This is a genomic window from Streptomyces orinoci, assembly GCF_003121295.1.
GTDB classification, from domain to species: Bacteria; Actinomycetota; Actinomycetes; order Streptomycetales; family Streptomycetaceae; genus Streptomyces; species Streptomyces orinoci.
In genome coordinates, this window is record NZ_PHNC01000031.1 from 1313233 (window position 1) to 1326616 (window position 13384).

12 protein-coding genes and 1 pseudogene are annotated in these 13384 nt (G+C 67.1%); 5 read left to right on the top strand and 8 right to left on the bottom strand.

What is annotated here, in order from left to right; translation table 11 throughout:
* Window positions 1-68 precede the first annotated feature (68 nt).
* The 3 genes from CV755_RS28430 to CV755_RS28440 all read right to left on the bottom strand — a co-directional run bounded on the left by CV755_RS28430 (window position 69) and on the right by CV755_RS28440 (window position 1537).
* The gene (locus CV755_RS28430; RefSeq protein WP_109283109.1) at window positions 69-296 is read right to left on the bottom strand and encodes a DUF3107 domain-containing protein; all 228 of its coding nucleotides are present in this window, start codon (window positions 294-296) and stop codon (window positions 69-71) included.
* Window positions 297-417: 121 nt separating this feature from the next.
* Complete coding sequence (locus CV755_RS28435) at window positions 418-1053, bottom strand: TetR/AcrR family transcriptional regulator (protein ID WP_109283579.1); 636 nt, start codon at window positions 1051-1053, stop codon at window positions 418-420.
* Window positions 1054-1303: 250 nt separating this feature from the next.
* Window positions 1304-1537, bottom strand: a complete 234-nt coding sequence (locus tag CV755_RS28440; RefSeq protein ID WP_109283110.1) for a hypothetical protein — start codon at window positions 1535-1537, stop codon at window positions 1304-1306.
* 156 nt (window positions 1538-1693) lie between these two features.
* Here CV755_RS28440 and CV755_RS28445 point away from each other — a divergent pair, with 156 nt between their 5' ends.
* Window positions 1694-2680 carry an alpha/beta fold hydrolase gene (locus tag CV755_RS28445; protein ID WP_109283111.1) on the top strand — a complete coding sequence of 329 codons (987 nt, stop codon included), beginning with the start codon at window positions 1694-1696 and terminating at the stop codon, window positions 2678-2680.
* 211 nt (window positions 2681-2891) lie between these two features.
* Window positions 2892-3737, top strand: a pseudogene (locus CV755_RS28450) (DUF3152 domain-containing protein); the annotation flags it as partial.
* Here the strand turns inward: CV755_RS28450 and CV755_RS28455 are convergent.
* On the bottom strand, window positions 3700-4191 hold the full coding sequence (locus CV755_RS28455; protein WP_161968757.1) for an ATP-binding protein: 492 nt from the start codon (window positions 4189-4191) through the stop codon (window positions 3700-3702). The pseudogene CV755_RS28450 and the gene CV755_RS28455 overlap by 38 nt on opposite strands.
* A gap of 287 nt (window positions 4192-4478) precedes the next feature.
* Between CV755_RS28455 and CV755_RS28460 the strand changes: the two genes are divergently transcribed.
* Together CV755_RS28460 and CV755_RS28465 are read left to right on the top strand one after the other, a co-directional pair.
* Window positions 4479-5288, top strand: a complete 810-nt coding sequence (locus tag CV755_RS28460; RefSeq protein WP_338323705.1) for a helix-turn-helix domain-containing protein — start codon at window positions 4479-4481, stop codon at window positions 5286-5288.
* Between the two features lie 9 nt (window positions 5289-5297).
* Window positions 5298-5498: a DUF397 domain-containing protein gene (locus tag CV755_RS28465; protein ID WP_109283115.1), complete on the top strand. Its 201-nt coding sequence runs from the start codon at window positions 5298-5300 to the stop codon at window positions 5496-5498.
* Between the two features lie 477 nt (window positions 5499-5975).
* Here CV755_RS28465 and CV755_RS28475 read toward each other — a convergent pair whose 3' ends face one another.
* From CV755_RS28475 to CV755_RS28490, 4 genes are read right to left on the bottom strand one after another with little or no spacing between them, the layout of a single operon-like run.
* Complete coding sequence (locus tag CV755_RS28475; RefSeq protein WP_109283117.1) at window positions 5976-10622, bottom strand: putative T7SS-secreted protein; 4647 nt, start codon at window positions 10620-10622, stop codon at window positions 5976-5978.
* A 3-nt stretch (window positions 10623-10625) separates the two neighbouring features.
* Complete coding sequence (locus CV755_RS28480) at window positions 10626-11213, bottom strand: hypothetical protein (RefSeq protein ID WP_109283118.1); 588 nt, start codon at window positions 11211-11213, stop codon at window positions 10626-10628.
* Window positions 11210-11662 carry an SseB family protein gene (locus tag CV755_RS28485; RefSeq protein ID WP_109283119.1) on the bottom strand — a complete coding sequence of 151 codons (453 nt, stop codon included), beginning with the start codon at window positions 11660-11662 and terminating at the stop codon, window positions 11210-11212. Before CV755_RS28485 ends, CV755_RS28480 begins: the two co-directional genes overlap by 4 nt.
* Before the next feature lie 26 nt (window positions 11663-11688).
* Complete coding sequence (locus CV755_RS28490) at window positions 11689-13080, bottom strand: Fic family protein (protein ID WP_109283120.1); 1392 nt, start codon at window positions 13078-13080, stop codon at window positions 11689-11691.
* Between the two features lie 155 nt (window positions 13081-13235).
* Between CV755_RS28490 and CV755_RS36975 the strand changes: the two genes are divergently transcribed.
* Entirely contained in the window at window positions 13236-13331 is a 96-nt protein-coding gene (locus CV755_RS36975; protein ID WP_338323706.1) for an Ms4533A family Cys-rich leader peptide, read from the top strand.
* Window positions 13332-13384 lie beyond the last annotated feature (53 nt).

Sequence of the window (13384 nt, forward strand, 5' to 3'; positions counted from 1 at the left end):
AGCGGTGACGCTGCTCAGCTCGCTCAGATCTCTCTGATCTCGCTGATCACTCAGATCTCGCTGATCGCTCAGATCGTGGTGAAGCCGACCCTGCGGACGGTGGGCTTGCCGATCTCCACATAGGCCAGCTTCTCGGACGGGACCAGAACGCGGCGTCCGTCTTCGTCCGTCAGGCTGAGCAGCGGTGCCTTGCCGGCGAGGGCCTCCGACACCAGGCGCTCCACCTCTTCGGTGGCCTGCCCGGTCTCCAGAATGATCTCGCGGGGCGTGTGCTGCACGCCGATCTTGACCTCCACGGCTACTGTCCCTCCGATGGTGTGCGGTCCCCCATGGCGTAGCCCCAGGGGAGGGGTGCGCGGCCGACCGCGCCCTACCTGCCACACATTAGCCCGGCGCGGCCGGGTGTCAGTGGTCCGGTCAGTGTTCCGGGCCGCTCTTGGGGAATCCGGCCAGACCACGCCAGGCCAGCGAGGTGATCAGCTGGACCGCGGTGGCGCGCGGCACCGTGCTCTCGCTGGAGAGCCAGTAGCGGGCCACCACCTGGGAGACGCCGCCCAGGCCCACCGCCAGCAGCATGGCCTCCTCCTTGGCCAGCCCGGTGTCCTCGGCGATCACCGCGCTGATCGCCTCGGCGCAGGCCAGCGAGACCCGGTCCACCCGCTCGCGGACGGCGGGCTCATTGGTCAGGTCGGACTCGAAGACCAGACGGAAGGCGCCGCCCTCGTCCTCGACATAGGCGAAGTAGGCGTCCATGGTGGCCGCCACCCGCTGCTTGTTGTCGGTGGTCGAGGCCAGCGCGGTGCGCACCGCCTGCAGGAGGTTGTCGCAGTGCTGGTCCAGCAGCGCCAGGTAGAGGTCCAGCTTGCCCGGGAAGTGCTGGTAGAGCACGGGCTTGCTGACCCCCGCGCGCTCGGCGATGTCGTCCATCGCCGCGGCGTGGTACCCCTGCGCCACAAAGACCTCCTGGGCCGCGCCCAGAAGCTGGTTGCGTCGGGCTCGGCGCGGCAGGCGCGTGCCCCGGGGGCGCGCCTCGGTCTGCTCGATGGCTGTCACGCCGCCTCCCATGATCGTTCCCTGTACGGCGAGCACCGTGACCGCCATCGTACTTTTGGGTAACCGGCCGTCGCCTGGCCGTAGGGGAGAATTTCATCCGGCGGACGCTGTGGGAAGCCCACAAATATCCGACAAATCCCGCAGGTCATCACAGGTCGCCCCCGTTCGCCCTGATCAGCGGCCCTGGTCCGCCCTATCAGCGGGCCCGGTCCGCCCTGATCGGCGGTCCCGGTCCGTACCGCCTCCTCGGTCAGCGGTAGTCGTCCTCGTCCAGTTCCACGACCCTGGCCTGCTCCGCCCGGTCCGCCTCATTGGCGGAGTAGGTGTCCAGAGGGGTCAGCGGCTCATCGCGGTCCGGCGCCAGGTCGGTGTGCTGCTCCGCCGCGTCGGCCTCGGGTGCCTCGACGTCGAACTCCATGGCCTCGCCCTCGTTCTCGATGTCGTCGTCTTCGAAGGTGTCAGGGTTGATCGGATCGACGGGCATGCTGGATGTCCCCTTCCGTCGTGTCCCTTGTGCCCTCCGGGAAGAGCGCCCAATGCTCCTGGCTACGAGCCTAGGAGACCGCGCCCCGCGCCGCCAGGTGATCTGTGATCGCCGCCACAGGCGTTTCCGGCGTGATCGTCTCGTAACATTGCCCGCATGTCCGAGACCGAGTCCCTGGGTGCCCCCGTGGTGCCGATGGTGCCGTCCACGCCCTTCGCGCAGCTCAGCGCGGGGGAGGAGCGGCGCACGGTGTCGCTGCCCGGGGTCACGCTGACGGTCCGGCGCCGGCCGGGCCGGGAGCCCGGACTGCCGCCCGCCCTCTTTGTCCATGGCCTGGGCGGCTCGTCCAGCAACTGGACGCCGCTGATGGCACTGCTGGCCGACGCGCTGGACGGGGAGGCGCTGGACCTGCCGGGCTTCGGCGATGCGCCGCCGCCGGACGACGGTGACCACTCCATCACCGCCTATGCCCGGGTGGTCATCCGCTATCTGGACGCCGCCGGGCGCGGTCCCGTCCACCTGTTCGGCAACTCCATGGGCGGCGCCATCGTCACCCGGGTCGCCGCCGTCCGCCCGGACCTGGTGCGCACCCTCACCCTGGTCTCGCCCGCCCTGCCCGCGCTGCGGCTGCAGCGCACCGCGCTGCCCACCGCACTGATGGCGGTGCCCGGCGCGGTGCCGCTGTACGCCCGGCTGACCAGGGACTGGACGCCCGAGCAGCGCACCGCCGAACTGCTGGCCCTGTGCTACGGCGACCCCTCACGGGCCACCCCGGACCAGTTCGGCGCCGCGGTCGAGGAGTACCGGCGCCGGCTGACGCAGCCCTACTGCTGGGATGTGATGGCCCGTTCGGTACGCGGCCTGCTGGACGCCTACACCCTGGGCGGTCAGCACTCGCTGTGGCGTCAGGCCGAGCGGGTGCTTGCCCCTACTCTGCTGGTGTACGGATCACGCGACCAGCTCGTCTCCGTCCGTACGGCCCGCCGGGCGAGCGCCACCTTCCGCGACTCGCGGCTGGTCGTGCTGGTGGGTGCGGGTCATGTCGCGATGATGGAGGACCCGGACGCGGTGGCCCGCGCCTTCCGGGATCTCCTAGCGGACACCGCCAAGACGTCTGAACGGAGCGCCTCGCCTCGTGGGTAAACACAGCGCACGCGCCCCCCAGGCCGCTTCCGCGCCTCCCGCGGAGCGGCCAGGGACCGTGACCGGGACTGTCAATGGGACTGTCAACGGGACCAGAACTGTCTCCGGGACGGGGACTGTGACCGGGACCGGCTGGGCCGTCATCGGCCCCCAGCGCGTCCAGACCGCGCCGCCCCTCCGGCCCACCGTGCCGGTGACCCCCGCTTCCGCCGCTTCCGCGCGCCGGGAGCCCGCCCCCTCGCACCGGGGCCGTGCCGGCGGCGGGCGCGCCCGCACCGTCACCGGAGTGGCTGCGGCCCTGGTCACGGCCGTGCTGGCCGTGGTGGTGGCCGGCCAGGTGGAGGACGGTACGGACACCAAGGCCCAGGCCAGCACCGCCGACGCGGACGGCCGCTCCGCCCCCCAGAAGGCCTCCCGCTCGGACAGCCGCCCGACCCCGGACGGCGGCGTCAAGGCCCCGGTGAGCTTTGAGCAGAAGATGGCGCTGCGCTACCCGCTGGACGCCAAGGCGAAGGCCTCGGGTGATTTCCAGACCGTCGGCGGCCATGACCAAGCCCCCGGTAAGGGTGAAGTTCTCCGTTACCGCGTTGACGTTGAGAAGGGCCTGCCGCTGGACGGGGCGCTGTTCGCCGAGGCCGTCCACAAGACCCTGAACGACGACCGCAGTTGGGGCCACGGCGGCCGCCGCACCTTTGAGCGTGTGTCCTCCGGTCACGCGGACTTCGCCATCACCCTGGCCAGCCCCGGGACCACGGCGGCCTGGTGCGCCAAGTCCGGCCTGGACACCACGGAGGACAACGTCTCCTGCGACTCGGCCGCCACGGACCGCGTAATGATCAACGCCTATCGCTGGGCGCAGGGTTCACCGACCTTCGGCGACCAGATGCTGGCCTACCGCCAGATGCTGATCAACCACGAGGTGGGCCACCGGCTGGGCCACGACCATGAGACCTGCCCCAAGGCGGGGGCGCTGGCGCCGGTGATGATGCAGCAGACGAAATTCCTCGCCACGGACGGGGTCACCTGCCGCCCCAACCCCTGGCCGTTCCCGGCCTAGTTGCCCCCTCTTCCTGCCCGTCCCGCAACTCGAACCACACCCGCTTCCCCACGAGTTGCAGCTCGTCCCAGATCCAGCTGACCCCGGACGAGTGCGCGATCCCTCGCACGAGCGTCAGCCCACGACCGCTCTCCTCATCGTCCCGGGCCTGCCGGGGCCAGGGGAGACGGCGGACGTTGTCATCGCACACGGCCACGACGATGCCGTTGGTGTTTGCTGTCAACTCAATGCGCAGGGTTTGCACTCCGGCGTGCTGCACCGCGTTGGTCACGGCATCGGATACACAGATACGGGCGTCGTCAGCGAGCGCGGAATGGCCGGAGGCCGCGAGCACTCCGGTGACGAAGTGGCGGGCTACGCATGGAGTTGTCAATGTTGCGGGAGCCCTCAACTCGTATGAGTGGGCCGAGTCGTCGTGGGTGACTTCCGGCGCGCGGAGCACGGCTGGATTCATGGGGTGTCTCCCGATGCGATGGGATGCGGGGTGCGATCGTCCAGTCGCCCGTGACCTGGGCATTGCTCGTCCAACTGGCTGGCGACCAGACGCACTTCGGATGGCCGGGGAACGCTGCCGACTGATGTGCGCAGGACCGTAGGGCACACAAGTGGGACGGTGCAATGGTGGGACGCGAGTCCCACTCGTGAGGGTGGACCCATGGCACAGTGAGCGGCACACTCATGGGCGTCAGCCGAGGGAGAGCCATGCCGCCGAGAAGCCAACCCACCGCGAGGCAGGCGCGGTTGGGCGCCGAGCTGCGCAAACTCCGGGAGAAGGCCGGCCTGACCGGTGCGGAACTGGCCGCCCGCATGGGCGGTGAACGGGCTCAGATCAGCCATGTGGAGTCGGGCCGCTATGGCGTCAGCGCGGAACGGGTGCGGCGCTGGGCCGCGTATTGCTCGGCCACGGACAAGTATCTGGTTGACGCGCTGGCGCAAATGGCGGAGGAGCGTACGAAGGGGTGGTGGGAGGAGTACCGGGGAGTGCTCTCACAGCAGTTCCTCGACATCGCGGAGCTCGAACATCATGCGAAGTACCTCTGGTCGATCGAGCTCCTGCACATCCCGGGCATCTTGCAGACCGAGGACTACGCAAGGGAGTTGATGAGCGGAAGCCTTACCCGGCTACCGGCCCGCGATGTGGCCGCACGAGTCGAGCACCGGCTGCGGCGCCGCGAGATCTTCGACCGGCCGGCGCCCGCGCGTTTCGATGTCTTCATCCATGAGGCTGCCCTCCGCATGCTCTACTGCGAGCGCGTAACCATGCGGGCGCAACTGGACTTCCTCACCGAGGTCGCGGAGTGGCCCAATGTGAGAGTGCGCGTCATCCCCTTTGAAACGCGCCTCACCAGCTCGATCGGGTCGGTGCTGTACGCCGGCGGGCCCGTTCAGCAACTGGACACCGTCCACCTGGACCAGGCGTTCCAGGGCATCTTCCTTGACGCGCAAGCGCAGCTCGCCAAATATCAGGCGCTGCTCCATGCAACGGAGAGGGCTGCCCTCCCACCAGCAGAGTCAAGCAAGTTCATCCAACGCATCGCAGAGGAACTGTGAGCTGTCCCAATGCCCCGAATAACCGCCTGGCAGAAGTCCTCGTTCTCCGGTCCGGATGACGGCCAGCACTGCGTCGAGTTGGCTGGCAGAGGCAAGGTCATACTGATCCGTGAGAGTGACAAGCCAGGAGTAGTTATACGAACGAATTCGCGGATGTTTGGAGCGCTGCTGAAATGCTTAAGCGTCGGAACACTCCTTAAAGAGAGCTAGTTTAATTTCTCCAGGTGCCTGCGAACGTTATTGTGCGTTTGGCTAGGTGGCGTCGTCTGCAGCCGGATTCACGCAAGAGGTTAACGTTGCTGGAGCGTGCGATCGAGCGTGAAGGCGGTTGCATCGCCTTCGTTGCCGCAAATACGAAGAGGAGGCTATTTCGTTCGCGGCACAGGAGTTTGGCTGCGGAGTCGCCGTCAGCGCCGTTCGGCCCATGTCAACTGGAACTCGTTGCCTCTGTCTACTCCCACTCGACGATCCAGTGAGCCTCTTCGAAGTATTGGCTGAGCGAAGCCCTGTCTTCTACCCAAGCATCCCCGCCGTCATGTCGGAAGTCTCGGTCCGCAGCGGTGAGAATCAAGTAACTAGGCGGGTCATCCGGAAGTTCTTGGATTTTTACGTACTTGCCTTGCTCGTCTCCGGAGGAAATACGTCCTACGGCGCCAATTTTAATCATGTCGATTGCCTTTCTGGGGGTCAGTCACTCAGGGGGATGTGATTATTTACAATAGCCTTCTTGTCTCCTGGGTTTTCAAATATTTCCATGTGTACATGAGGTACGTGAGGCCAGTGATTCCCCGCCAAGGAATCCTGGTCCATCCGGAACTGCCGAAGGCCATCGGCGCTCCGGAAAACGCCTCGATTTTTTCCCAACTCTTTGTAACCGGGCCCCAAGAATTCGGCGCCGGCTTGGAGGGCCTCATCAGACGTCATGGGGTGATTACTGACGATGCTGCCCTTTCCGGCGCGGGTCTCGGCAACAGCGGGGTGCTCGTCTTGCTCGCAGCCCATCAGCCCCAGGGGGTCGATCCATGTGTGTGGGTTGTGGACGTATCCCTTCGGGTTTGGCGCCGACGTCAGGCCCAATGGGTCGGCTGTTGTATAGCGGGCCGTTTCTGGCTCGTAAGTCCGGTATAGGTTGTAGTGAGAGGCGGTTTCCGCGTCGAAGTACTGACCTGGGAAACGCAGCGGCGTGTAGGCTGTGCTGTTCGCTGTCCAGGCCGTTGCGCCCCAGAGCGTGGATTGGCTGTGCCAAGCCGAACGGCCGGTCTCGTCAATCAATTCTGTTGGCGTGCCAACGAGGTCGGTGACGATGGCGAAGAAGCGAGAATCGATTTCCCGTTGGGAGACACCGACTGCAGTTATGCGCTCGGTTTGAGCGACTGGGCGCAGATCATTGTGATCCCAGGTGAGTGTCACCTGGTTTGGAAAGGTGTCCAAAATGGTTGTCTGCTCGGCGAGCTGCGGGCCATCCCACGTGAAGTCCACTTGTTCGGCGATCTCGTTGACAGCGGCGAGGCGTTGCTTTGTGATACGCCGACCCAGAGGATCGTAAACGTACCGCCAGTAGGTGCCGTCAGGAGTGACTACTGCAGTCAAATGGTCCTCGGCATCCCACTCGTAGCGCCAGGTGTCGGGCTTGCGGGAAAGGCGTGCTTTCTGGCGGAGGACGATACGGCCCTGGGCGTCGTGCTCGTAACGGAGGTTGCCGGCGCGGGCTATTCGGGTGCCGGTATAGGTGCGGGTGCCTTGGGCCTCCACACTAGGGTGCTCGGTGGGCCAGGAAGCTTCGGTTTGGTTGCCCACTGAGTCGTAGGCGTAACGCTCTGTCCAACCAGGAGCGTTGACGGCAGTGACGCGGCCGATGGCGTCCAGGTCGAAGGTACGGGTGCCGGTGTGGGCATCGGTGATGCCGGTGAGGTAGCCGTCGCGGCGGTAGGTGTAGGCGCGGTCGATGAGAGGGGTGGTTGGCTCGACGCCGCCGGTTAGGGATTGGGAGGCTAGGCGGCCGAGCGGGTCCCAGTTGTGGGTAAGGGTGATGCCGTTGCCGAAGTGGCGGGCTATTTCTCGGCCTGCGGCGTCGTGTTCGAGGTCGAAGGTGTGGCCGGAGGTGGTGAGGGAGGTTCGGCGGCCTGCGGCGTCGTAGGTCCAAGTGCTGGTGGCGCCGCTGGGGGTTGTGCGGCGGATGCGACGGCCGAGGGTGTCGTAAGTGAACGTGATGGTGCGGCCGTTGGTCGTTTCCGACTTAATGCGGCCGAGGCGGTCGCGGTGGTAGATGAGGGTGGCGTCGGGGTTGGCTGCTTTTAGGAGGCGGCCTGCCGGGTCGTAGGTGTAGGTGGTGGAGTGCCCGTTGGGGGCCGATTTGGTGATGACGCGGCCGAGGGTGTCGTGTTCGTAAGTGATCGTCTCGCCGAGGGCGTTGGTGCGTGAGGTGAGTTGTCCTGCGGCGTCGTGGGTGTAGGTGAGGGTACGGCCGTCGAAGTCGGTTTCGGAGGTCAGACGGCCGGCTGGGTCGTAGTCGTAGGTCCAGGTCAAGCCCTGGGGATTGGTGACCTGGCGGAGTTTGAGGTTGGTGTCGTGGGAGAATTCGTGGCGGACGCCGTCGGGGGTTGTCTGGGCAACAAGAAGGTCAAAGTGCGTGTACTCGTAGGTGGTTACGCCGCCGATGGCGTCTACATAACGGACGCAGTTGCCTTCCCCGTCGTAGGCCCAGGTCTCCTCGGAGCCGTCTGCTGAGATGCGGCGGGCGAGCTTGCCCTCGGGGGTCCAGGTCAGGCGGGTGGTTGCGCCGAGGGGGTCGATGATGGTGGTGATGCGGCCGAAGGCGTCGCGACGGTAGGTGGTGGTGTTGCCCAAGGGGTCGCGTATTTCCATGGGCAGACCGGCGTTGTTGCAGGTGATGTGGGTGGTGTTGCCCAGGGCGTCGGTGACCGAGGCCGGGTGGCCGTATTCGTCGTAGGTGTAGTGGGTCTGGGCGCCGGCCGGGTCGGTGAGCGAAGTGCGGTTTCCGGCCGCATCGTAGGTCCGGTGCCAGGTGGCGCCGTCGGGGCCAGTGGTGCTTTCGGGGAGGCCGAGGTCGTTGTGGGTGGCGGCGAGGCGGGAGCCGTCAGGGCGGATGATCTCGGTCAGGTGGCCGTCGGCGTCGTAGCGGTATTCCGTGGTGCGGCCGAGAGGGTCGGTGCGGGAGAGCAGACGGTCGTAGCGGTCCCACTGGGAGAGGGCGGTTGCACCCAAGGGATCAGTTTCGGCGATGAGTTGGCTGCGGTTGTTGAAGGTGTAGGTGCTGGTGTGGCCGAGTGAGTCGGTGAGCTTGGTGGTGCGCAGGCCGGTGTCCAGGTCGGGCTCGGTGTATGCGAAGGAGAAGCGCATATGGCCTTCGGTGCCGGACTGGCTGATGCAGCGGTCCTGGTCGTCGTAGACGAAGGAGTAGCTGCGGTCGTTGCGGTCGGTCCAGGAGGTGATACGGGCGCGTTCGTCGTAGGTGAAGCGCAGAGGTTGACCGGAGGAGTTGTAGACCTCGGTGAGGTTGCCGTCGGTGTAGCCGTAGCGGAGGATCTCGATGTCGTCTCCGCCTTCAAACGCGAGGTACAGGGCGGTGATTCGGCCGGAGTCGGTGGTGGTCAGGAGGCGGTAGCCGCTGTCGTGGGTGATGGCGGTGGGGGTGCCGTCCGCGGTGTATTCGTAGGTGATGCGGTGGCCGGTGCGGTCGGTGATCTGTTCCAGCAGGGCCGTGCCGGGCTGGTATGGGGTGAAGTGGCGTATGTGGCCGGTGTCGGGGTCGGTGATGACGTAGGCGCCATCCAGCGTGATGGTGAGTGGCCAGCGTGGGCCCTTGGCCGGGTAGGTGGGTACGCCGGGGGCGGGGTGGGGGTAGGCGAGCAGGCGGGCGTGCTCGTCGATGTAGATGACGCCTTCGGCGTCGATTTCCAGGCGCTGGTCGATGCTGCTGGCCCAGGAGGGGCCGAACCAACGGCCGCACTGGAAGCCAGACTTGTGGCGCCGGTGGAAGACCAGCGGGAGGGTGCCCGGCAGTGTCACATCGACTTCCGGCAGGAACATCCGTCCTGTGGAGAGATCGACGGGGTCTCCGCCTTTGCACTCCTTGCCCTTTGGCGGATTGCTCTCATGGGGGTTCGCTTTGAGCTCGTCACGTGCGGCGTTCCGCACCGTGCTGTCCGCTGCGTCCTCCGCCCCGCGTTTCGCGGCATTGAGCGCGCCCCGTTCTGCTGCGGCTGCTTCGCCGCCGCCGGTGAGCATCAGGAGGGCGTTGCCCAGGAGGCGGCCGCCTGATTGGGCGGAGTCGGTGTTCCAGCCGTCGCCGAGGATGGCTTTGGGGAGGCGTTCGGGGTGGGAGGCCAGGGAGAGCAGGCCGGCGGTGGTGGTGCTCAGGCCGTCGAGGTACATGGCCGGGTGGGTCATGTTGTAGGGGTCGAGCGGGTTGAGCATGCGGGCCGTTTTGTACAGGTCGGTGACTGAGCGGAACATGCCGCCGCCGAAGTGGAGGAGTTCGACCTTGCCGCCGTCCTTGAGGTCGAGCAGATCGCCCTTGAGCTGGTTCTTCAGGGAAGGCTTGGGCGGGGCGAGCTGGACGGCGGCGTCCACCTTTGACTGGGCTTCGGCGCCGGCGGTGTTGCGTTGTTTGCGGGCCTCGGCCAGCAGGTGCCGGGCCTTTTCCATATCGGCCTCGCCCGGGTCGTGGAAGGGTCCTGGGCGCGGGCCGGGGTCTTGGTGGTTGTCGAGTTTGTGGTTGTAGGCGTGGACTTTGTCGTTGTAGTCCTTGCGGGCCTTTTCGGAGTTGGCCTTGCCCTGTTTGTACAGGCGGATGGCTTCCTTGGCCTGGCCCTGGGCCCAGGTGACGGTGTGGGCGTAGGCCTCCAGTGCGGCGGCTGCCTTGTCGCAGGAGTCGGCGGCCTTGGCCCACTTGCCGGGTTCCGGGGCGAACTTGGCGTCGAAGGCGTCGGCGCCCTCGCCCTTCCATTGGCCGGAGTGGATGCGTTGCAGGCCGGAGTGGACGGAGTTGAAGGAGTGCTGGAAGGAACGCAGGTGTTTGGCGGCGGCGTTGAGTTGTTTGACGTCGCCGTGGACGAGGTCCTTGGGGTCGTCCGTCTCGCCGAGCTGGCGTTCGCCGACGTGGGCGCCGAGTTCGGAGGCGCTTTCCTCGCCCCAGTGCCGCACGGCACGGGCTTTGCCGTGGGCGCCGACGTCATCCAGGAGGTCGGCGGTTTTGTCGGTGGTCCAGTGGATGGCTTCGCCGGTTTCCTTCTTGCCCTCGGTCCAGACGTGTTTGGCTTCATTGCCGATGGCGTGGCCGAGCTTGCCGACGCTCTTGGGGAGAAGGCTCATGGGTTACTTCTCCTCCAGGCTGCGGGCGGTGCGGTAGGCCATGCCAAAGGGGGTGGGGCCGCCGGTCTTGGCGCTGTCCATGAGGTCCTTGCCGGTCTGGGTCCAGGTCTGGCCGGCGTGATGGGCGGCGTCCTCGAAGGACTTGGCGCTGAAGTCCGGGTGCAGGGCGTCGTTGAAGCCGTTGTCGCTCAAGGTCTGCTTCCAGGTCTGGTGCTCGACCTGTTCCTCGCTCAGGTGGGGGTTGCCCATGAGGGCGTTGGCGCCGACCTTGAGGGTGTTGGAGATGTAGTGGTCGGTTTCGTAGTAGGCGCCCGCGGACAACCCCACCTTCTTGGCGAAGTCGTTGGCGTCGCGCATCAGAGCGCGTACGCCCCATTCCCACCGGTCGCAGAAGTGGCTGAAGGAGGAGGCCAGTCCGTCGTGGCCGGTCTCCAGGCCGGAGAGGGAGAGTTCGCCGAAGCCGCGGCCGGTGGAGGCCTCGGCTATACCGCCGACATCCGACAGCTCGCTCATGGAGTTACGGATGCCGTTGGTGATGTCAGCCAGCGCCTGGGCGTTGGCGTCGAGCTTGCCGTTGCCGCCGCCGCTCATGAGGTGCTCTCCTCCATCTCCGCCAGCAGGCGGGCCGCTTGTTCGGGGGTCACGCGCAAGTCGGGGTTGTCCACCGCGCAGTCGTCGGGGACGACGCCCATGACGGGCGGGAAGAGCATGGGGTACGGCCCGGCCAGGTCCAGGGCGACACCGGTGGGGACACCGGTGGCCGGGACGGCGACGTCGAGCAGGCGGGCGCCATGGGCGGTGCGGTATTCGATGTCCGGCGGCTCGGTGCCCTCGGGGGTTTGCGCCAGCACGAAGTGGGCCAGGGCGGATTCGCCGGTGAAAGCGAGGATCCAGCAGATGCCATGCTGGGTGACGGACATCAGATCGCCCGAGTCGCTGTGCACGGGTATCAGCACTTCGGTACGGCGGAATTCACCGAGCAGCGCCCGCGGATTGCCCTGCTGGGCATAAAGCGTTGTTAGTTCGTCAGTCAACGACATCTATAGGTCCCTCCCCATCCGGCAGGTTATCGGGGAGGAGTGACAAGGGGGTTGGAGGGGTGCGCCGGGGCGACCGCGCTGCGTCGGGTTTCCGTGAGGTGGAGGTCGAGGTAGCGGGTGAGGGTCAGGCAGTCCTGGGGGGCGTCGGCCTGGAAGGAGATGCGGCGGAGCAGACTGACCTCGCTGAGCGAGACGCCGGCCCGGGCCAGGACGAAAACCAGGGCCAGGAAGGCGGACCGGGCGTTGCCGTCGTCGAAGGGGTGGAAGAAGCAGACGTCGAGATAGGCGCGGGCAGCGCGGGCGGTCAGGGGGAGGGGGCGTCCGCTGTCCGCTGCGCTCTCGGCCAGGCAGGCGTCGAGGCGGGCGCGGGTGTCCGGGCCGATGCCATAGCGTTCCCGGCCGCCCTTGGCGAAGGCGGGCAGGGTGCGGAACGGCGGTGGGTGTGGGGTGTCCAGGACGTGCTGCTGCCAGCTGCTGAGCAGTTCGAAGTCGAGGGACGCGCCGCGGGCGGCGTCGGCCCGCAGTAGTTCCAGGGCGGTGAGCAGGCCCGCCGCGCGGGCCGGGTCCACGGCGGCGTCCCAGAGGCGGATGTCTTCCGCCGCGCCGTCGCGGGAGGGGACCACGGGTGCGTCTCCGCCGCCGTCCGGGGCCTGATGCCAGGGCGTGGACTCGCGTACGGCCAGCCAGCGCTCCAGGTGGTCGGGGAGAGGGGCGGCGGGAATGTGGCCGTCGTCCGGCCGCAGTGAGCGGGCGAGCCCTTCGGCGACATCGTCCACCAGCACGGTGTCGGGGGCGGACCAGCTCTGGAAGCGCCCACCGATGGCCTGCTCCACCAGATCCGCCGCGACCGCGGGTGCGACGCCCCAGCGGCTGAGGTACCAGGTGAGCACTTGATGGCAGTGCCGATGCCAGCCACTGCCGCCGCCGGTGCGGTCGGTCACCTGGAGGATCAGGTTGCGGGCGGCGCGTTCCCAGAGAATCCGCTCGTTTTCGATGTCGGCCAGGTTCAGGGGGTAGGTCTCGAACCACCCGGTGAGACTCTCCAGCCACTCGCGCCACTCGCACAGCGCCGCGACGACTCGGGCGAGCGTCTCCTCCGGAGTGGTGACCGAGTCGGGCGGGCAACACCAGTTGCCGACCGGTCCGCCGTCGAAGTCCCCCTCGTCGTGCGACCAGCGCCAGCCCAAGGCCCAGCGGCCATAACGTGCCACGAGTGCCTGCGACATGGCGTCGGCCCAGGCCCAGAGTGCGGCCTCTTCCCAACTCCCGTCGCCCACGGGGGCATTGGGGCGGGGTGGCACACGCCGGGCCGGTCCCAGCGAGTGCACCACCTGCGTGGCCGAGGCGCTGTCGAAGGGGTGACGGGCGGGATCCACCTCGTCCCAGCTCAGCTCACCGGGGTTCAGCTCGGATATCACCGGGCAAGGATGCCACCCCGGTCCGGCCTAGATTCAAGTGGATTTTCGCAGGTCAGTGGTGTGTGAGGGCTGTCGTTGACCAGGATAGGAGACATTCGGTCTCGGATCGCGAGACACCTTTGCGATGCCTCGCAAAGTAGTTCAATCTGCTACGCATGTCGCGCCTCGCCCACCCCGCCAGGAACGCCAGCATCGAGCTGGCGCTCATCGGTGTGGCCGCGCACGCCGTCGCCGACATTCACTGTCGCTGAACGCAGCCCTCATTCCCCCGCGCCGCCCCGCCGGGGGCGGTTCGCGTGCAGCC

Bases quoted from the DNA above. Each gene is read 5' to 3' on its own strand.
- CV755_RS28440 (WP_109283110.1), bottom strand. From the start codon at position 1,537: ATGCCCGTCGATCCGATCAACCCTGACACCTTCGAAGACGACGACATC.
- CV755_RS28445 (WP_109283111.1), top strand. From the start codon at position 1,694: ATGTCCGAGACCGAGTCCCTGGGTGCCCCCGTGGTGCCGATGGTGCCG.
- CV755_RS28455 (WP_161968757.1), bottom strand. From the start codon at position 4,191: ATGAATCCAGCCGTGCTCCGCGCGCCGGAAGTCACCCACGACGACTCG.
- CV755_RS28465 (WP_109283115.1), top strand. From the start codon at position 5,298: ATGCCCCGAATAACCGCCTGGCAGAAGTCCTCGTTCTCCGGTCCGGAT.
- CV755_RS28475 (WP_109283117.1), bottom strand. From the start codon at position 10,622: ATGAGCCTTCTCCCCAAGAGCGTCGGCAAGCTCGGCCACGCCATCGGC.
- CV755_RS28480 (WP_109283118.1), bottom strand. From the start codon at position 11,213: ATGAGCGGCGGCGGCAACGGCAAGCTCGACGCCAACGCCCAGGCGCTG.
- CV755_RS28485 (WP_109283119.1), bottom strand. From the start codon at position 11,662: ATGTCGTTGACTGACGAACTAACAACGCTTTATGCCCAGCAGGGCAAT.
- CV755_RS36975 (WP_338323706.1), top strand. From the start codon at position 13,236: ATGTCGCGCCTCGCCCACCCCGCCAGGAACGCCAGCATCGAGCTGGCG.